Raw genomic sequence first — 18,714 nt, forward strand, 5'->3', positions numbered from 1 at the left:
GCTGGGTGACTGCTACATCGGCCGCCGTGTCTGCTGCGCGCGCTCCGGCTCCACCACCTTGCGGTAGAGGTGCCAAGTGGCATGGCCAAGCACCGGCATGACCACGGCGAGCCCGGCAAACAGCGGGATCGAGCCGATCACCAGCAACACTGCGACGAGCAGCCCCCACAGCAGCATCTGCAGCGGATTTGCCATCACCGCGCGCGCCGAGGTCTCGATCGCCGCTACGGCGCCGACGTCGCGGTCGAGCAGCAACGGAAAGGCAACCACCGTCGTCGCCAGCACGATCACGGCAAAGATGAAACCGGCGGCATTGCCGAACACGATCAGCGTCCAGCCCTTGCTGGTCGTCAGCACCTCGCTCAGAAATCCAGCGATCGAAGCCGGCGGCTGATCGCCGAACAGGCTGGTGTAGATCGACTGTGCGGTGAACATCCACAACAGGAACAGCACCAGCAGCATGAAGCCGATGACCGCGATCGACGGCAGCGCCGGCGAGCGGCGCACGTCAAGCGCATGCCGCCAAGAGGTGTTCATGCCGAGTTCGCGCCGGCGGCTGATCTCGTAGAGGCCGATCGCCGCGAACGGGCCGACCAGGGCGAAGCCCGACATCAGCGGATAGATGAGCTGGATGGCGTTGGAGCCGGAGGTCCACCGTGTCAGGATCAGGCCGACGACGGGATAGATCACGCAGAGGAACACGTAGTGCGACGGCTTGGCCCAGAAGTCGTCGAGACCGAGCTTGAACGCATCCCAGAGGTCTGCGGTGGTGATACGGCGCACCGTCGGCTGCACGTGCAGTCCTTGCGCGCCCGCCATGACATGAAAGCCGGCCATACCTTCCTCCCGTGTGTCGGGGGGCGGTCATTCACCTGGACGGCCGCCCGCAGCTGCCACTTCAAGAACGCCCGCATCATAGCCGATATCTGAGGAAAAGTCGCCGTGCCGACGGCATTTCCTTCGTCTTCACGCGATTTTCATCGCTCGGCCGGCAGACGCGAATTTTCGCGGGGCCGATCGTCGGCCAGCCGACCAAACATGCGGAAATCGTGGTAGCTGCCCTTGAACTAACCCTTCTGCCGCAGCTCACGCGGGACCTTCAGCGGTCCGGACGATCCGGAGCATGCTTTCACTCAACCTTAGCGCAACCGGCGGATTCGCCAAGCACCCCGGTTTTTGCTCGCCCTGCCCGGCAAAAGCCATGATCGCCGCTAAGTCAGGCAGGCATGACATCAATCGACACCGCCAATCATGCGCTCTCGCAATCCCGTTCCGGCGAGATCAGCCCAAAACCAAATCGGCGCATGCTGCTGATCGGCCTCGCGGCCATGGCCGGGCTCGCCGCTTGCAGCACCGTTTCGGTGCCGACCGGTGAAGGCGCCGGTGTCTCGTCCTCCGCCACCGCGACGCTGGCCGGCATCCGCACCTCGGCCGGGCTGCCGGCGCTGGTGCCGGACGCGCAACTCGAGCAAGCCGCACTCCAGCAGGCCGGCTATATGGCCACCCGCGAACGCATGAGCCACACGACAGGCTGGGGTAGGATTTCGCGTCGCGGATGAAGGACAATGGCGTGCGGGGCGCCGCTGCCGAGAACATCGCGGAGGGCCGGTTCGACCAGCAGAAATTGTTCGACATCTGGATGCATTCGGCTGGCCACCGCCACAACATGCTTGATCCGGATTTCAGCCGCTTCGGCCTTGCCTATGTGCGCGACGGACGCGACAGCGCTGTCCGTTACTGGAGCCTGGTGCTGGGAAGGTAAGCGCCTGCGGTTAGCGACGCCAAACCACCGTCAGCCTTTCGCGATGAGCTTGCCGATATCCCCGGCCGACAGCGGTTTGCTGAAATAATTGCCCTGCATTTCGTCGCAATTGTTCTTGCGCAGGAAGGCAACCTGGTCATCCGTCTCGACGCCTTCGGCAAGCACCCTCAGGTTCAGCTTTTGACCCAATGAGATGACGGCACTGGTAACCGCCTGATCGTTCTCGTCGGTCGCGAGGTCGTCGATAAAGGACTTGTCGATCTTCAGCCGCTGCACAGGAAAGGTCTTGAGCGCGCTGAGGCTGGAATAGCCGGTTCCGAAATCGTCGATCGATATCTGCACGCCGAGCCCTTGCAGCCCGTTCATCGTTGCGACCGCCAGCTCGAAATCCTGCATGATCAGGCTTTCGGTCACCTCGAGCTCGAGATACCTGGCCTCCAGGCCGCTTTCCTTCAATGCGTTGACGACGCGGTCTATCAGGTTCTTCTCCCTGAACTGCCGCGCCGACACGTTGACGCAGACGGTGACGGGCGGCAGACCGGCGCGCTGCCAGGCTTCGTTTTGCCGGCAGGCTTCGTGCAGGATCCAGTCGCCGATCGGCACGATCAGCCCCGTCTCCTCGGCGGTCGGGATGAACATCATCGGCGACACCAGGCCTCGCGCCGGGTGGTTCCAGCGTACCAACGCTTCGACGGCCAGGATCTGACCCGACCGCAGATCGACCTGTGGCTGGTAGAGCAGCGCGAATTCCGAACGGGCGAGCGCGTTTCGCAATTCCCCCTGAAGCAGGAATTTTTCGTGTGCGCTTGAGTTGAACTCGGGCGCATAGAACTGGAAATTGTCGCGGCCGAATTCCTTGGCGCGAGACTTGGCGGCATCGGCATTGGCCAACAGCTTGTCCGGGCTCGTCCCGTCCTTCGGGTAATTTGCGATGCCGATGCTGGCCGTTAATCGCAGGCGGTGCTCGGCGACAGGAACCGGCTCGGCAATCGCATCCCTGATCGTCTGCAGGGTTTCCGAAATGACATCGACATTGGTGGGTTGATCGAACAGGACGATGACAAATTCGTCGCCGCCTACCCGCACGACGGTGTCGGTCGCCTTCACGCATCCAACCAAACGGCTCGCGACAGTCTTGAGCAGTTCGTCCCCGGCATTGTGGCCCAACGTATCGTTCACCAGTTTGAAATTGTCGAGATCGATGAACACCACCGCCACCCAGCGATTGTATCGCTGCGCGTAGAGGACCGCCTGGGAAAGCCGATCCTCCAGCAAAGCGCGATTGGGCAGCCCGGTCAGCGCGTCATGGTTGGCCATGAAGTGGATCTGGTCTTCAGCCCGTTTGCGCTCGATCGCGATACCGGCAATGTGGGTGGTGAATTCGATCAGGCGAGTCTCGGCCTCGGTCGGTTCGCGCACGCTCATCGAATACATGGCAAAGACGCCCAGCACGACGCCCTGATGTGACAGGATCGGGGTCGACCAGCACGAACGGTAGCCATACAGCGCCGCGAGGTCGCGGTAATCCTCCCAGAGCGGATCCTGCAGGATATCGGCGACGATGACCGGTTCGCGCCGGTAGGCGGCGGTTCCGCACGACCCTGTCTTGGGGCCGATGGCAGATCCATCGATGGCGCTCATATAGGCTTTGGCCAGGCTCGGCGCCGCACCGTGCCGCAAATGGATGCCATCCTTGTCGAGCAGCAGGACGGAACCGAAAATCCCCTTCAGTTGCGACTCGACCAGCCGCATGAGGCTGTCGAGCACGTTCTCGAGCGGAGCGCTCGTCGCAATCATCTCCAGGATGTTTGCCTGTCCGCTGCGCAGGACATCGGCCTGCTTGCGGGCCGTGATGTCGCGGGCGATGCCGACCAGACCAAAAATTTCGTTTTGAGCATTGCGCAACGGCACTTTGGTCGACGAGAGCCATTTTACGGCGCCCGACGCGTTGACGACGAACTCCTCCGCGTCGATCAAGGGTTGTCCGCTTTCGAGCACCGACTGTTCGACTTGCCGAAACTTCTGCGCAACCTCCGGGGGATGGATATCGAAATCGGTCAAGCCGATCATGTCGGCGGTCTTGTCGCGGCCGCTGTCAGTCGCAAGTGCGCTGTTGACGACGATGAAGCGGCTTTGCGTATCCTTGACCCAGAGATAATTGGGCACCCAGTCGATCAGTGCCTGCAGCGAGATGCGCTCGTCGACGATCTGTCGATTGGCGGTGAGATCGGTAATGTCCTCATGCGTGGCTAGCCAGCTGCCGTCGGGCATTGACTGGTTATAAATCTGGATGGTCCGGCCGTCGGGGAGTTTGGCGGTCCAGGTCCTTGGACCCTTGCCTGAATTGACCGACCTCGCCATCGCCAGATAGGCGTCGGTAGCCAGCGCCGCCGTACCGGCAGCGGCGCGGCGCTCGACGATCTCGCTCAGCGTCAGACCTGGCCGCAACTGCTCGGGTGCGAGCCGGTAGATTTCCGCATAACGGCGATTGCTCAGGATCAGCCGCTCATCGCGGTCGAAAAAGCAGATGCCTTGCGAAACGTTTTCGATCACCGTCTCGAAGCGCAGTGCCTGCCCTTCAAGTGCCGTGATCGTCGCCCGCAGCTCGTGCTCCACCGACCCGTAGGAAACGTCGGCCAGTTTTGCCAACGCGGCCAAGCCGGCAGGCTCAGTCGTTTCGGCGGATTTCCTGGATGATTTCGTAACCAAACAGACCTTCTCCCAGCTGGGTCTGAAAGAACGCAAAAATCATTTATGTGCCATGCGACAGTCTGTTGATCGCGTTGGATATGTACTAGCAGCATATAAACCGAACCGAAATCAGACGCGAAGGTTTCTGGTTACCTGAAACTTAAACGCCATTTTCAAATCGCCATCGGCGCTACAAAATCGACATTCTCCAATGTCTAGAGAGTTTTGCGATCATCTCGGCATTCGCCCGACCTTGCGCATTCGCGGGCGCGTCCGCGACAACGTCATCTGATATCGACAAATATCGACGCGCGTCTCAATCCATATGTGCTGCCGGCGCCGCGCCAGCAACCGGGGCCGTCTTCGGCTTGCGCAGCAGAAACACAAACGGGATGGCGATCAGCGTCATCATCATCAGTATTTTGAAGTCGTTGACGTAGGAGATCATCATCGACTGGATGTTGACCATGCGATCCATCTGCGAAAGCGCCATCGGGTCGCCACCAGCTGCCGCCGGCGAAAGCGCCCACAGATTGGGGTTGAACGGGTTGATGAAGGCCGACAGCTCGGTGTGATTGACCTGCGTGTTGCGCACCAGGAGAACCGTCACCACCGACACGCCGATCGAGGAACCCAGATTGCGCACCAGGCTGAACAGCGCCGTGGCGTCGGTGCGGAAGCGCACGTCGAGCGTGGCGAAGGCCACCGTCGACAACGGCACGAACACCATGCCCATGCCCAGCCCCTGGATGACGCCGGAGCTGAGGATCAGCCAATTGTCCATCTGCGGTGTAAAGCCGGCCATGGTGTAGAGCGACTGGGCCGTGAGCAGAAAGCCGATGACGACGAGAATCCTGGCGTCGATCTTGCTCATGAGCCGCCCGACGACAAGCATCGAAATCATCGTGCCGACACCGCGCGGCCCCAAGACGATACCGATGGTGATGGTCGGATAGCCGAAGATGGTCGACAGCATCGGCGGCAACAGCGACATCGAAGCCAGGATCAGCACGCCCATGACGAAGATGAACGCCAGCCCGGTGACGAAATTTTGGTCGAGGAAAATCTTGGGGTCGATGAAAGGACGTTCCGCCGTCACCGTGTGAATGATGAACACCCAGAATCCGGTGATCGAAAGAGCAAGCTCGATCCAGATTTCGACTGAGGAAAACCAGTCGACCTCGCCGCCGCGGTCGAGCAGCAGTTGCAGCGCGCCGACGCCGAGCGAGATCATGGCGAAACCGAAGAAATCGAAGCTGCGCACCCGCCGGGCAACGACCGGCAGATAGGCGGCCATGCCGAGAAAGGCGATGATGCCGACCGGCAAGTTAATGAAGAACACCCAGCGCCAGTTGAAATTCTCGGTCAGCCAGCCGCCCAGCGTCGGGCCCAGGATCGGCCCCAGCATGATGCCGGCGCCCCAGATGGCCATCGCTTGGCCGTGGCGTTCCCTGGGATTGATATCGAGCAGGAAGGTCTGCGACAGCGGCACGATGGCAGCGCCGAACACGCCCTGCATCAGCCGGAAGAACACTATGCTCTCCAGGCTCCAGGCGATGCCGCATAGCATCGAGAACACGGTGAAGCCGACCACCGCCGCCAGGAACAGTTCCTTGCGGCCGAAGCGGTCGGCCAGCCAGCCGGTGACCGGCGTCATGATGGCGGCGGCAACGATGTAGGAGGTCAGCACCCAGTTGATGTTGTCGGGCGAGGCGCCGAGATCACCGGTCATGGTCGGCAGCGCGACATTGGCGATGGTCGTGTCGAGCGCCTGCATGATCGTGGCCAGCATCAACGCCACGGTGATCAGGCCGCGATGCGGCACTTCCTTGAACGGCTCTGGCGTGCTCATGATACGGAACTTCCGACAGGTAACAAAAACGTGTACACTAGGTTTCCGGGCGGCGAGGCCTTCTCTGGGTGAAGAGACCCTCATCGCGGTGGGACGCGATCTATCGATGTGGGGGTTACATCGACCGAACGTCTCAACACATCAGGCGCTTGCCGCCCGGAAATCCAAGGACCGAGGGATCGGCGTCGAGATGGCCAGGCGTTGGTCAGGCCGCGATGCGGCCCGGTCCAACCCCACCCGTCGCGCAACCTACCATCGGACCAATCCTGTCATCTCATCTCGCCTGAGCGAGCATTCCTGCCCGGCCGTGATCCTGCTTTTCAGGATCACGGTCCATTCACAGTCTATTGTGCCTCGCCCGCCGTGGCGTGGCCGAAGATGGCCGGCAACCCGCGGGCAACGCCGGTGTCCACCGTAACCGAGGCGCTCATGCCGGTGCGCAACGCCATCTTGGCATCGGCATCGGTGAGTTCCAGGCGCACGGGAATGCGCTGGGTGACCTTGACCCAGTTGCCGGTGGCATTCTGGGCCGGCAACAGCGAAAACTCCGCGCCAGTGCCGGCGCCGATTGCCTTGACGGTGGCTTCGAACGTGCGGCCCGGATAGGTGTCGACCACGATCTCGGCCTTCTGGCCGGTTTTCATGTGGGTAAGCTGGGTTTCCTTGAAATTGGCATCGATCCAGGTGTCGCCGGTCTCGACCAGCGCAAACAATGGCGTCCCGGAACCGACATACTGACCGACCTTGAAAGACGAGGCCTGGCTGATGACACCATCAGCCGGCGCCTTGACCATGGTCTGCGCCAGATCGTAGCCGGCCTTGTCGCGCGCGGCGAGTGCGGCCATCACCGTCGGGTGCTTGTCGGTCTCGATATCGGGATTGCCGGCGAGAGCGGCCTTGGCGCTGATGATGCCCTGCTCGGCCACCGCCAGTTGCTGCCTTGCCTTGTCGAGATCGTTCTTGGCCTGATCCAGCGAGGATTTGGCGTTGATGCCCTTCTGGGCCAGGTCGGCCGCGCGGTCATACTGCGACTGCGCGTAGTCGACTTCGCTGGCGTCGGACTTCTCCTGCGCCATCGCCTGGCTGTAGGCAGCGCGCAACTGTTCGATGCCCACGCGTGCGACCGCAACCGCCGCATCGGCCTGGGCCAACGCGATCCGGTAGGGCTCGGGATCAATGGCAAACAGCACATCACCCTGCTTGACCAGCTGGTTGTCTGAAATGTCGACCTGAACGATGCGCCCGGCCGTATCCGAGGCGATCGACACCTTGGCCTGCTGCAGATTGGCGTTCTCGGTCTCCTGATAGCGGCCGCCGGTCACCCAGACATAGCCGCCGCCAATGGCCAGTGCCGCCGGCAGGACGACCATTAGAAGCAAGCGGCCGAGGCGGCGCGGCTTTTTCGGGGCCGGCGCGGGCTGCACTGGCGGCGCCACCGCGACAGGAGCGGCGGCCGGCTGTGCCGGCGCTTCAGCCTGTGCCGGCGCCTCGAGCTTCGTCACATTCTCGTCCATCTTGGCTGCCGCGTTCATGCCGCTGCCCCTCCTGTACTCTTCAGAGACGACGTCTCGCCGTCCGCAAGGTTCTGCACGATGGTGTCCAGCGCCCGGATCAGGACGCGGCGATCGTCCGGCGAAACGCCGACCAGCGATTCCTCATAGACCTCGCCAGCCAGGCTCTTGACCTCGGCATAGGCGGCGCTCGCCTTGGCGGTCGGGAAGATCATGCGCACGCGGCGATCGGTGGCATCGGAGCGGCGTTCGATCCAGCCGCCCTCTTCCATACGATCGACCAGACGCGAAACGCTGATCGGCTCGATTTCAAGCAGGTCGGCAAGGCGCGCCTGACTGATGCCCTCTTCCTTGGCGACGCGGACCATCAGCCGCCATTGCGCCGAGGACAGGCCAAGCCCGCTGGCGCGCGTCTCGAAGCGCTTGCGCAGCAGGCGCTGCACGTCGTGGATCAAAAAGCCCAGTCTATCTATGCCGTCGGAAACCATGAGCGGTATATATAATAAGCGTGCTTACTATTCAAGTCGCTGCATTGCGCCAGAGCCGTGCCGGCATCAGTCCACACGGTTTGATTGCGCCGGATGCGCAATTTCGATCAAACTGGCAGCGAAGGAAGACGGCAAGATGATCAAGCCAAAGCGAGAAGGAGAGCCATGAACCCGACCGAGAAAGCGCTGTGGTTTGTCGAAAGCCATCTGCCGGAAGCGATCTCGCTCGACGATGTCGCGCGAAGCAGCGGGGTGTCGCGCTTTCATGTGACGCGCGCCTTTTGCGCAGCCACCGGACGTTCAGTGATGGGCTATATGCGTGCGCGCCGGCTGACCGAAGCGGCGCGCAAGCTGGCCTCCGGCGCGCCCGACATTCTCGCGGTCGCGCTCGATGCCGGCTACGCCTCGCATGAGGCCTTCACCCGTGCCTTCCGCGACCAGTTCGGCACCACGCCGGAACTGGTGCGCGCGCAGGGGAGCCTCAAAAATCTCGACCTCGTGGAGCCGATCCTGATGGACCAATCCTTCCTCGCCTCACTGCCGCCGCCGCGCTTCGAGGCCGGCCGGCCGTTCCTCATCGCCGGCCTCGGCGAGCGCTACAGCTGCGAATCCAGCGCCGCCATTCCGATGCAGTGGCAGCGCTTCGGTCCCTATATCGGCAACATTCCGGGCGAGACCGGCGATGTCGCCTATGGCGTCTGCGTCAACGGCGACGACGCCGGCAATTTCGACTATATCGCCGGCATCGAAGTGCTGGATTTCTCCGACCTGCCGAAAGAGCTTTCCCGCGTACGGGTGCCGGCACAGAAATACGCCGTCTTCACCCATGCCGAGCACATCTCGACAATCCGCCGCACCGTCAACACGATCTGGAACAAATGGCTGCCGGCCTCCGGGCACGAGATAGCGGACGGCCCCGAATTCGAGCGCTATGGGCCGGAGTTCGATCCGCGCAGCGGCAATGGCGGGCTGGAGATCTGGATCCCGGTTCGCGCGTGAGGCGCTAAAGCTCCAGGTTCCAGTTCTGGCCGACCAGATCCTTGCCGAAGGCGTGGTGACGTTCCTCATCCGCCAGCTTGAAGCCGGCATTTTCATAGATGTGACGGGCGGCGGTGAGGATGTCGTTGGTCCACAGGGTCAACGTCTTGTAGCCCTTGGCGCGGGCAAAGCCGATGCACTCTTCGACCAGCCGCTTGCCGATACCGAGGCCACGCGCCGAAGGCTCGACATAGAGCAGGCGCAGTTTTGCCACCTCGTCCGACTTGCGCACGACGAAGACCGAGCCGACCACCTCGCCTTGCCGCTCGGCGATCCAGCTGCGCTCCCATTTTGGATCGAAGGATTTTACGAAGGCACCTAGGATTTCGGCGACCAGCGCCTCATAGGTTTCGTCCCAGCCATAGTCCTGCGCGTAGATCTGCCCCTGGCGACGCACGATCCAGCCGATGTCGCCGACCTGCAGCGGCCGCAGCATATAGGGGACTTTGGGCTCCGGGCTCTCGCCCAGGAGCTGCTGCACCGTCTGCATGGCCTTGACCAGCCGGTCCTGTTCGGCAGCCGGAAGCCGCTCAAGCAAGGCCGCGACCTGGTCGTGCGAACCCCGGTTCAGCGGCGCGAAAGCCTGCCGCCCCGCCGGCGTCAGCGTGATCGACGATTGCCGCGCATCCGACGCCAGTGCCGTGCGCGAAATCAGCTGCAAGTGCTCGAACTTCTTCAGGAGTCGGCTGACATAGCCGGCGTCGAGGCCGAGATCGCGAATGAGATCAGTGGCCGTCAGGCCGTCGCGATGCGCCAGTTCGTAAAGCACCCGCGCTTCGGTCAACGAGAAGGCACTTTTCAGCAGGCCTTCGTCGAGCAGACCAATCTGGCGGGTGTAGAAGCGGTTGAAAGCCCGCACCGCGTCGATGCGTTCCTTGCCGGGTTGATGATGGATCGTCATGGTCAGCCTCCTGCCCCAGAACGATCGATCATTTATTTGACTTAGTCAAGTATCGTGACTGAACGCTCACGCCATCGTGTCTTCGGGAACGAATGGTTTCGGTCAGGCGATGGCGCGGCGGCGGCGCGCGACCAGTATGAACAGGCCGAGCATTACGACGCTGGCCGCGGCACTCGCGGCGGCGAATTCCGGTACCGGCCGAAAATCCTTGCCGTCGATCAGCAGCGATGCCGCGATCGGCCCGATGGCCAGACCGAAGAGTTGAGCAGCCGGCACCAGGAGCACGGCAGTGCGCGTCTCGTCGGCGGTGATCGCCAGCCGGATCTGATAGGGCACGATGAACAGAAGGATGAAGCCCATGACCAGCGCGGCGGCCCAGAATATCGCCAGGCTGGGGCTGCCGGCGAGCACGGCGGAACAGGCGACAGCGACCACGCCGATCGCCACTATGGCGAAGCGGTAGTCGATGCGCGCTTCGAAGACGGTCGCCGTCATCGCGCCCAGCACCTGGATCGCAAGGCTGGCGGAGACGATCAGGCCGACGGTGCGCCCGTCAATGCCGTATTGCGCGCCGAGCGGCTCGAGAAACGCCCAGACCGAGCCGAAGAACATGAAGTAGCAGAAGACGCACAGCAGAGCGGTGATCGAAGGCACAGTCAGCACATTGCCGAAATTCTCCTCCTTCGGCAGGTCGGCATAGTTGTCCGGGACGATGAAGGCGACCGCCAGCGAGGCGATGCAGACGACGGCAAGAACGATGAAGCCGCCCGCCGATCCGGCAGCCGGGATGACGTAAAGCGCCAGCAAAAGCGCCAGCGCGCATTGCGCCAGGGTCTGGATGGTGACGAAATAGCCGCCGATGCGCTCGGCCCGGCGCGATCGGGCGATCAGTTCGGTGGCGACCGCCACCAGGCCACCTTCGGCGAGACCGGCGACAGTGCGGGCGCCAATCAGCGAATTCGGGTTGACCGCATAGGCGGTTGCCCAGTTCGCCAGCGCCAGCAGGACCAGCAGGATCGCACTCTTCCAACGCATATTGCGGGCGGACAGCAGCATCGCGACAACGGCTGACCCAATGCCGATGGCGATCATCTCCGCCGTGGCGACCAGCGCGAGTTCGTCGCCGCTGACATGGCCCTCGGTGTAGAGCGCGCCGAGTAACACCGGCTGCAGGCCGAGGATGAGCAGGCCGACCGAACCGATCCACAGCGCCGAGGCCAGTTGCGCGGCGGTCGGATTGCCGACCAGCCAGTCGCCGTTTCCGGCATCGGCGTTACGAACAGAAGTCACGGGCGTCTCCCAAACGTCCTTGCCTGACGGCACAAAAACTGACAATCTGTCAGTATTTAGAAACTGATACTCGATCATATTCGTTTGTCAATCATTGGTGAGGCGCGGCATCAGCAAGGCTGGGGATCGAATGGTTTTGACGATCGAGAGGGTGGCGGCATGAACGAAGCAGTGAGAACGGCGACCGAACCGAGGCGCAGGCCGAAGCAGGAGCGCAGCCGCGAGCGCATCGACGCCATCCTGTCGACCACCATGCGGCTGATCGGCGAAAAGGGCATCGACGCCGTCACCATGAAGGAAGTCGGCGCGCTGGCCGGCGGGCCGATCGCCACCGTCTATCATTACTTCCCAAACAAGTCGGCGATCCTGGCGATGCTCTACGAGCGTTTCTCGGAAGTGAGCCGCGCCCGGCTTGCCGTGATCGTTGCCGACATTGGCGGACTGAGCGACGTCATCGCCGCCGCCGACCGACTACTCGACGATTACTATGAACGTGTCGCCGGTGACCCGGCCATCCAGGACCTGCAGAACGCCATCCAGGCCGACAAGGCGCTGCAAAATCTCGATATCGCCGAAACCCGGCGCCAGGCGGCGATGTTCTGCGATCATGTCGGTCCGTTTCTCGCGGCCGAACGGCGCGAAGAGTTCGGGCGCATGGTCTTCCTGATCTTCCAGCTTGCCGGAGGCGTCGTGCGCATGGCGCTGACCCAGGACGAAACGGAAAGCCGCCATACTATCGAGGACTACCGGTCGATCATCCATACGCAGCTGCGCCAGTTCCTTTAGGCGAGAAGCACTGCCTATCGCGCCCGGTGCATGAGGCCCTCGAAGCCGTCGGCCAGATGGGCGGCGCCGGCCGCAAACATTTTCACCAGGTTTTTGGGACGGCCCGGCGTCTTGTTGGCATCGAGCAGGATCGCCCTGCCCTCATGCATGACGAAATCGAATTTGCCGTAGTCGAAGCCGAGTTCTCGTCGCCGCTCGCGGATCTCGTCAGGAACAGGGACAGGCTCACGTCGGATCGTTTCAGATGCCTTGACGAGGCCGTTTGGTGACACGTAGCGGGTACAACGCTCGCTCTCTCCGCAAAACACCCAGAACCGCATAGCGAAGCCATCGGGTTCCCGTTCGGCAATGAACTTTTCCACGACCAGATCGTCGTCGCCGAAGACGCCGTCCGGGACGTCGCCAACAGACCCGTAGACCTCGTAGGGCTGCAGCCCCTGCACATCGGGAAAAGGTGGCTGCTTGCCCGCGCGTCTGGATCGCCGGTTGAGGAACGTCTCCGGAATGCCCTGATTGTTGAGATTGGTTTTGACGATGACCGGGCCTTGCCAGGCGTCGCCATACGTTAGCAACGCGCCGCTGACCCGTCGCTTGGAGATGTCGGCCGTTGCGAGATTGAGGCAGAATGGAAAACCCCGCGCATAGTCGAGATAATCCGCCGGTGTGACGGTTGCATCGACATGTAGAATTGCGATGTCGGCACTGTGCGTCATGGCCGGGCCTTGCTGGATCCGGACCGAATGGCCGCGCCTTTTCAGTTCTTCGAGAACATCGAAAAGCATATAGGGGCTCGACCTGCGCAGTAAGAGGTTGCGGCCGCTCTGGAACCGATCGTGCTCATGCGTTACGACGACAATTCGTGCCACAGACAGCCTTTTGATTTCCTGCAATTTTCTAATAGGCGACTGTGAACACCAAAAGCCAGACGTCTCGGACTCTGCAAGGCAGCATGAGAAATCATTGGGACAATTATCACCGTCACTGGAGGCTGCTGGACGCGCCGCTTCGGCCGACGCCGGAAACCGTTGGTATATTCGAGCGTGAAGTCAGCCTGGCAAATGCCGATGTCCTGCTCCTTGGGGTAACGCCGGAACTTGCCGTGCTTGGCAGATCGATGCTGGCGGTCGACCAGTCGGCGGCCATGATCTCGGGCGTATGGGCTGGCGACAATGCCTCGCGCAGCGCGATGGCTGGAAACTGGCTGGATCTGCCGGTTGCCGGGGCCAGCACCGAGGCAGTCATTGGCGACGGATGCCTGTCCGCCGTCGCCTCGAAGGCGGCGCGCAATCGCCTGCACGGCGAAATCGCCAGGGTCCTGAGACCCGGCGGGCGTGCCGCGATCCGCGTTTTCGCGGCTCCGGAAACGACCGAGGATCTGGCCAGCATTGAAGCCCAGGTGCTGGCCGGTGCGATCGAGAATTTCCATGCGCTCAAATGGCGGATCGCCATGGCGTGCACCACGGGCGGCCCGGATTTCGCGATCCAGGTGCGAATGATCCGCGACACATTCGACGGCCTGTTCCCCGACCGCGAGGCCCTTGCCGCGCGGACGGGATGGAGCATCGCCGCGATAAACACGATCGACGTCTATGCCGGCTCCGACGTAAGCTACAGCTTCGCGACGCTGGCCGTGCTGGTCGATGAGGCGAGTGCGTGGTTCGGCGAAGTGCGCGTCGTGTCGAGCGGCTCCTATCCGCTGGCGGAACGATGCCCTCTGCTGGTGCTTGGATCGCCGAGGCGTCGCTAGGCTTCCCGTCAGACCACGGTGGGCTCAAATTAGAGCAAATTGAGCCCACCGCTCGCCTTGACTCTCGAAAGCCACGCGCCTATTTCAGCGCCACGTTAGCACTCTCCCTTGGTGAGTGCTAACGCATGTCCGGCATCGCCGGATGGAGGAACTGTTCTCACCGTTCTCATTCGAGGAAGAAAAAATGGCAAAGTCGAAGTTCCGCCCGCTTCATGACCGCGTGGTCGTTCGCCGGGTCGAATCCGAATCCAAGACCGCCGGCGGGATCATCATCCCGGATACGGCAAAGGAAAAGCCGCAGGAAGGCGAGATCATCGCCGTCGGCTCCGGCGCTCGTGACGAAGCTGGCAAGTTGGTTCCCCTGGACGTCAAGGCTGGCGACCGCATCCTGTTCGGCAAGTGGTCGGGCACCGAAGTCAAGCTCAATGGCGAAGACCTTCTGATCATGAAGGAATCCGACATTATGGGCATCATCGGCTGATTATCGGCCTCACCGTCAACTGAATTTCGGGCTTGATCGCAAGCCCCTGCCAGGAGCTAAAACATGGCTGCTAAAGACGTAAAATTCTCCCGCGATGCCCGTGAGCGCATGCTGCGCGGCGTCAACATCCTCGCCGACGCGGTGAAGGTCACGCTCGGCCCCAAGGGCCGCAACGTCGTCATCGACAAGTCGTTCGGCGCACCGCGCATCACCAAGGACGGCGTCACCGTTGCCAAGGAAATCGAGCTTGAAGACAAGTTCGAGAACATGGGCGCGCAGATGGTCCGCGAAGTTGCTTCGAAGACCAACGACATCGCCGGCGACGGCACCACGACCGCGACCGTTCTGGCGCAGTCGATCGTCCAGGAAGGCCACAAGGCGGTTGCCGCCGGCATGAACCCGATGGACCTGAAGCGCGGCATCGATCTGGCCGTGACCGAAGTCGTCGCGGCTCTCGGCAAGGCTGCCAAGAAGATCAAGACCTCCGAGGAAGTTGCCCAGGTCGGCACGATCTCGGCCAATGGCGACGAGTCGGTCGGCGCCATGATCGCCGAAGCGATGCAGAAGGTCGGCAACGAAGGCGTCATCACGGTTGAAGAAGCCAAGACCGCCGAGACCGAGCTGGAAGTCGTCGAAGGCATGCAGTTCGACCGCGGCTATCTCTCGCCCTACTTCGTCACCAACGCCGACAAGATGGTTGCCGAGCTCGAGGACGTCTACATCCTGCTGCACGAGAAGAAGCTCTCCAACCTCCAGGCCATGCTGCCGGTTCTCGAAGCCGTCGTGCAGACCTCCAAGCCGCTGCTCATCATCTCGGAAGACGTCGAAGGCGAGGCTCTGGCCACGCTGGTCGTCAACAAGCTGCGCGGTGGCCTGAAGATCGCCGCCGTCAAGGCACCGGGCTTCGGTGATCGCCGCAAGGCCATGCTGGAAGACATCGCCATCCTCACCGGTGGCCAGGTCATCTCGGAAGACCTCGGCATCAAGCTCGAGAACGTCGGCCTCAACATGCTCGGCCGCGCCAAGAAGGTGTCGATCTCCAAGGAGAACACCACCATCGTTGACGGCGCCGGCAAGAAGGCCGAGATCCAGGGCCGCGTTGCCCAGATCAAGCAGCAGATCGAAGAGACCACGTCGGACTACGACAAGGAGAAGCTGCAGGAACGTCTCGCGAAGCTTGCGGGCGGCGTTGCGGTGATCCGCGTCGGCGGCGCGACGGAAGTCGAAGTCAAGGAAAAGAAGGACCGCGTCGATGACGCCCTCAACGCGACCCGCGCGGCCGTGGAAGAAGGCATCGTTGCTGGTGGTGGCGTCGCCCTGCTGCGCGCTTCGGCCAACATCAAGGCTGCCGGCGCCAATGCCGACCAGGCTGCCGGCATCAACATCGTTCGTCGTGCGCTGCAGGCTCCGGCCCGCCAGATCGCCTCGAACGCCGGTGCGGAAGCTTCGATCGTTGCCGGCAAGATCCTGGACAACAAGGGCGCGACCTACGGCTACAACGCCCAGACCGGCGAGTATGGCGACATGATCGCCATGGGCATCGTCGACCCGGTCAAGGTCGTTCGCACGGCTCTCCAGGACGCGGCTTCGGTCGCCGGCCTGCTCGTCACCACCGAAGCCATGATCGCGGAGGCTCCGAAGAAGGAGTCGGCTGGCGGCGGCATGCCCGGCGGCATGGGCGGCGGCGGCATGGGCGGCATGGGCGGCATGGACTTCTAAGAAGTCCATAAAGCACGCCCATGAACTAAAGTTGCTCAAGCYCGCAAGCGGGCTTGAGTGGCGGCATGGACTTCTAAGAAGTCCATAAAGCACGCCCATGARCTAAAGTTGCTCAAGCYCGCAAGCGGGCTTGAGTGGCGGCATGGATTTCTGATCCAGCCAACCTGGCTTATGCACACGGAAAGGGCGCCGAAAGGCGCCCTTTCTGCGTTTAGGTTGGCTACCGAGGTTCAGACGGCGGCATCCGCACGTCGCTGCGTCTCTCCTCCAGTCAGCACAGCGCCTTTGACGAGAGCCGCGACCTCGTCGGCGACGACAGCCAGCGCCGAGCGGTCGCGGGTGGCCCGCGCAATCACCATCAGCCCTTCCAGCGAGGATTCGACCAGCAGCGCCAGGGCATGCGCGCGGCGCTCGGTCACCCCTGCCCTGACAAAGGCCTGTTGCAGAAGACCTATCCATTGCTCGAAAGCCGATCGGCAAAGTTCCGCCAGTTCCGGCACGTCGGTCGGCGAATCCAGCACCACCGGCGCGATCGGACAGCCCAGTGAAAACTCGTTTTCCTCCAGCATGCGTCCTACCGACTGATAGATGTGGTGGACGGCCACCGCCGGGTCGCTCTCGGCGGCAAGCGCCTCGCCCAGCCTTTTCGTCACGTCCGCGACGCTGTCGCGCGTCACCTCGATGACCAGCTGGTCCTTGCCGCCAGGAAAATGGAAGTAGAGCGAACCGCGCGGTGCAGCACTGGCGCTCAAGATATCGTTGAGCGAAGTGCCGTGATAGCCGCGCTGCCTGAGCAGCAGCGCCGTCGTCTCGAGTATGCGGGTGCGGGTGTCGTTTGCCATGTCAGCCTCTGTCAGGAGCGGCCATTATAGGCCTTGCGCAAAATATGACAACCGGTCTACATAATATGTAGATCAGTCTACATACTTTTGGAGAGCGATATGCGCAGCTACCGTCTCGAAGGTTCCGGGGGGGCCGATTCCTTGGCGATGCGCGACGAGGCTCGGCCAGAACCGAAACCGCATGAGATTGTGATCCGCGTTCGTGCCACCTCGCTCAACCGTCGCGACACGATGATCCTGGGCGGAACCTATCCGCTGACGCCGCGCCAGGGAGTCGTGCCGCTCAGCGACGGCGCCGGTGAGGTCGTCGCTATTGGCGATCAGGTCAGCCGCTTTGCCGTCGGCGATCGCGTCACCGGCAGTTACTTCGCCCGCTGGATTGACGGGCGCATCAATGCCGGGCTGATCGACCAGCTCGGCTGCACGCTGGACGGCATGCTGTCCGAATATGCCGTGCTCGATGAGCAATGGGCGGTGCGGTTGCCCGACCATCTAAGCTGGCATGAGGCGGCGACGCTGACCTGCGCCGGCGTAACGGCCTGGAATGCGGTGACGGGTCCCGGAATTCTCAAACCAGGTCAATGGGTTCTGGTCATCGGTTCGGGTGGCGTCGCGCTGTTTGCGCTGCAGTTCGCCAAGCTCGCCGGTTGCCGCGTCGTGGCTGTCACATCGCGCGCCGAGAAGGCCGACAGGCTGCGAGCGCTGGGCGCTGACCTCGTTGTCTCCAGCACCGACACGCCGGAATGGGGCGGCTGGGTGCGCGAACAGACAGGCGGCATCGACCTTGTCGTTGAAACCGGCGGTCCGGCCACCTTCGCGCAGTCGCTGATTGCCAGCACGCTTTACGGGCACATCGTGCAGCTGACGCTGCAGGACGCCAAAGGCAGATCGATCGAGATGCCGGCAGCGCTTTATCAGCGCAGCCTCGTCACCATCAGCCGCCTGTTCGTCGGCAGCCGGACGAACCTCGAAGCAATGCTGCGCGCCGTCTCGCAGCATCGCCTGAAGCCCGTCATCGACAAGGTCTTCCCGTTCCCCGAAGCCGGCGATGCTTACCGCTATTTCCAGCAGGGCGACGTGTTCGGGAAGGTTGTTATCGACGGCCCTGACCCGTTTGCCAGCTCTTCATTTTGAACCCCAACGAAGGAGAACGACCATGACAATCCGTGAAGCTTTCGCAGAATGGCAAGGCACGCTGAAGGAAGGCGGCGGCCGCCTGCGGCTTGGCAGCGGCGTCTTCGAAGGCGCTTATTCCTTTCCGTCGCGCTTTGAAAACGGTCCAGGCACCAACCCGGAAGAACTGATCGCGGCAGCCCATGCCGGCTGCTTCTCAATGGCGCTGACCTTCATCCTCGGCCAGAACAGCCATGTTGCCCGGAGCATTCGCACCACCGCCAAGGTGCATCTCGGCGCGACCGCCGCGGGGCCGACGATCACCCGCATCGAGCTCGAAACGCAAGCCGATATCCCGGGCCTCGAGCCTGCCGAATTCCAGCGCATGGCGGAGACGGCGAAGACGACCTGCCTCGTCTCTCGCGCTTTGGCTGGCGTAGCAACCATCACGCTCAAGGCCGAGCTGGTCGACACCGCTGCCACGGAACAATGA

The 18,714-nt window shown here is 62.5% G+C and carries 16 protein-coding genes and 1 pseudogene; 8 read left to right on the forward strand and 9 right to left on the reverse strand.

From position 1 onward, the window contains the following. Positions 1 to 12 precede the first annotated feature (12 nt). A complete protein-coding gene (locus AC1D1N_RS26620) occupies positions 13 to 837 on the reverse strand; it encodes a DUF2189 domain-containing protein (RefSeq protein ID WP_352590411.1) in 825 nt (274 codons plus the stop codon). 389 nt (positions 838 to 1,226) lie between these two features. On the opposite strand from AC1D1N_RS26620, the pseudogene AC1D1N_RS26625 reads away from it, so the two are divergent. Continuing rightward, positions 1,227 to 1,762: pseudogene (locus tag AC1D1N_RS26625) on the forward strand (CAP domain-containing protein). Between the two features lie 30 nt (positions 1,763 to 1,792). Here the strand turns inward: AC1D1N_RS26625 and AC1D1N_RS26630 are convergent. From AC1D1N_RS26630 to AC1D1N_RS26645, 4 genes are all read right to left on the reverse strand, one after another. After that, positions 1,793 to 4,471, reverse strand: a complete 2,679-nt coding sequence (locus AC1D1N_RS26630; protein ID WP_477352028.1) for an EAL domain-containing protein — start codon at positions 4,469 to 4,471, stop codon at positions 1,793 to 1,795. Positions 4,472 to 4,769: 298 nt separating this feature from the next. Continuing rightward, positions 4,770 to 6,305, reverse strand: a complete 1,536-nt coding sequence (locus AC1D1N_RS26635) for a DHA2 family efflux MFS transporter permease subunit (RefSeq protein ID WP_477352030.1) — start codon at positions 6,303 to 6,305, stop codon at positions 4,770 to 4,772. A 344-nt stretch (positions 6,306 to 6,649) separates the two neighbouring features. After that, complete coding sequence (locus AC1D1N_RS26640) at positions 6,650 to 7,837, reverse strand: HlyD family secretion protein (RefSeq protein WP_477352032.1); 1,188 nt, start codon at positions 7,835 to 7,837, stop codon at positions 6,650 to 6,652. Then, entirely contained in the window at positions 7,834 to 8,304 is a 471-nt protein-coding gene (locus tag AC1D1N_RS26645; protein ID WP_477352034.1) for a MarR family winged helix-turn-helix transcriptional regulator, read from the reverse strand. The genes AC1D1N_RS26640 and AC1D1N_RS26645 overlap by 4 nt, the downstream gene beginning before the upstream one ends. 165 nt (positions 8,305 to 8,469) lie before the next feature. Between AC1D1N_RS26645 and AC1D1N_RS26650 the strand changes: the two genes are divergently transcribed. Next, entirely contained in the window at positions 8,470 to 9,303 is an 834-nt protein-coding gene (locus AC1D1N_RS26650; protein WP_477352036.1) for a GyrI-like domain-containing protein, read from the forward strand. A 4-nt stretch (positions 9,304 to 9,307) separates the two neighbouring features. Here AC1D1N_RS26650 and AC1D1N_RS26655 read toward each other — a convergent pair whose 3' ends face one another. Both AC1D1N_RS26655 and AC1D1N_RS26660 read right to left on the reverse strand, forming a co-directional pair. After that, positions 9,308 to 10,243, reverse strand: coding sequence for a bifunctional helix-turn-helix transcriptional regulator/GNAT family N-acetyltransferase (locus tag AC1D1N_RS26655; RefSeq protein WP_477352038.1), 936 nt, complete (start codon positions 10,241 to 10,243; stop codon positions 9,308 to 9,310). A gap of 102 nt (positions 10,244 to 10,345) precedes the next feature. Then, entirely contained in the window at positions 10,346 to 11,533 is a 1,188-nt protein-coding gene (locus tag AC1D1N_RS26660; protein ID WP_436259466.1) for an MFS transporter, read from the reverse strand. 159 nt (positions 11,534 to 11,692) lie between these two features. Between AC1D1N_RS26660 and AC1D1N_RS26665 the strand changes: the two genes are divergently transcribed. Next, on the forward strand, positions 11,693 to 12,319 hold the full coding sequence (locus AC1D1N_RS26665; protein WP_112564877.1) for a TetR/AcrR family transcriptional regulator: 627 nt from the start codon (positions 11,693 to 11,695) through the stop codon (positions 12,317 to 12,319). A 14-nt stretch (positions 12,320 to 12,333) separates the two neighbouring features. Here AC1D1N_RS26665 and AC1D1N_RS26670 read toward each other — a convergent pair whose 3' ends face one another. Next, on the reverse strand, positions 12,334 to 13,101 hold the full coding sequence (locus AC1D1N_RS26670; RefSeq protein ID WP_477352041.1) for a hypothetical protein: 768 nt from the start codon (positions 13,099 to 13,101) through the stop codon (positions 12,334 to 12,336). 167 nt (positions 13,102 to 13,268) lie between these two features. Here AC1D1N_RS26670 and AC1D1N_RS26675 point away from each other — a divergent pair, with 167 nt between their 5' ends. The 3 genes from AC1D1N_RS26675 to groL all read left to right on the forward strand — a co-directional run bounded on the left by AC1D1N_RS26675 (position 13,269) and on the right by groL (position 16,266). Further along, positions 13,269 to 14,066, forward strand: coding sequence for a class I SAM-dependent methyltransferase (locus AC1D1N_RS26675; RefSeq protein WP_477352043.1), 798 nt, complete (start codon positions 13,269 to 13,271; stop codon positions 14,064 to 14,066). A 184-nt stretch (positions 14,067 to 14,250) separates the two neighbouring features. Next, the gene (groES, locus tag AC1D1N_RS26680; RefSeq protein WP_006203049.1) at positions 14,251 to 14,547 is read left to right on the forward strand and encodes a co-chaperone GroES; all 297 of its coding nucleotides are present in this window, start codon (positions 14,251 to 14,253) and stop codon (positions 14,545 to 14,547) included. Positions 14,548 to 14,610: 63 nt separating this feature from the next. Continuing rightward, positions 14,611 to 16,266 carry a chaperonin GroEL gene (gene groL / locus AC1D1N_RS26685; protein WP_112564873.1) on the forward strand — a complete coding sequence of 552 codons (1,656 nt, stop codon included), beginning with the start codon at positions 14,611 to 14,613 and terminating at the stop codon, positions 16,264 to 16,266. Between the two features lie 230 nt (positions 16,267 to 16,496). On the opposite strand, the gene AC1D1N_RS26690 is transcribed toward groL, so the two are convergent. Beyond that, positions 16,497 to 17,108 carry a TetR/AcrR family transcriptional regulator gene (locus AC1D1N_RS26690; protein ID WP_477352045.1) on the reverse strand — a complete coding sequence of 204 codons (612 nt, stop codon included), beginning with the start codon at positions 17,106 to 17,108 and terminating at the stop codon, positions 16,497 to 16,499. 99 nt (positions 17,109 to 17,207) lie between these two features. Here AC1D1N_RS26690 and AC1D1N_RS26695 point away from each other — a divergent pair, with 99 nt between their 5' ends. Together AC1D1N_RS26695 and AC1D1N_RS26700 are read left to right on the forward strand one after the other, a co-directional pair. Further along, positions 17,208 to 18,242: a zinc-dependent alcohol dehydrogenase family protein gene (locus AC1D1N_RS26695; RefSeq protein WP_477352047.1), complete on the forward strand. Its 1,035-nt coding sequence runs from the start codon at positions 17,208 to 17,210 to the stop codon at positions 18,240 to 18,242. 22 nt (positions 18,243 to 18,264) lie between these two features. Further along, a complete protein-coding gene (locus tag AC1D1N_RS26700; protein ID WP_477352049.1) occupies positions 18,265 to 18,714 on the forward strand; it encodes an OsmC family peroxiredoxin in 450 nt (149 codons plus the stop codon).

The sequence above is a fragment of the Mesorhizobium sp. P2_B5 genome (assembly GCF_056404775.1).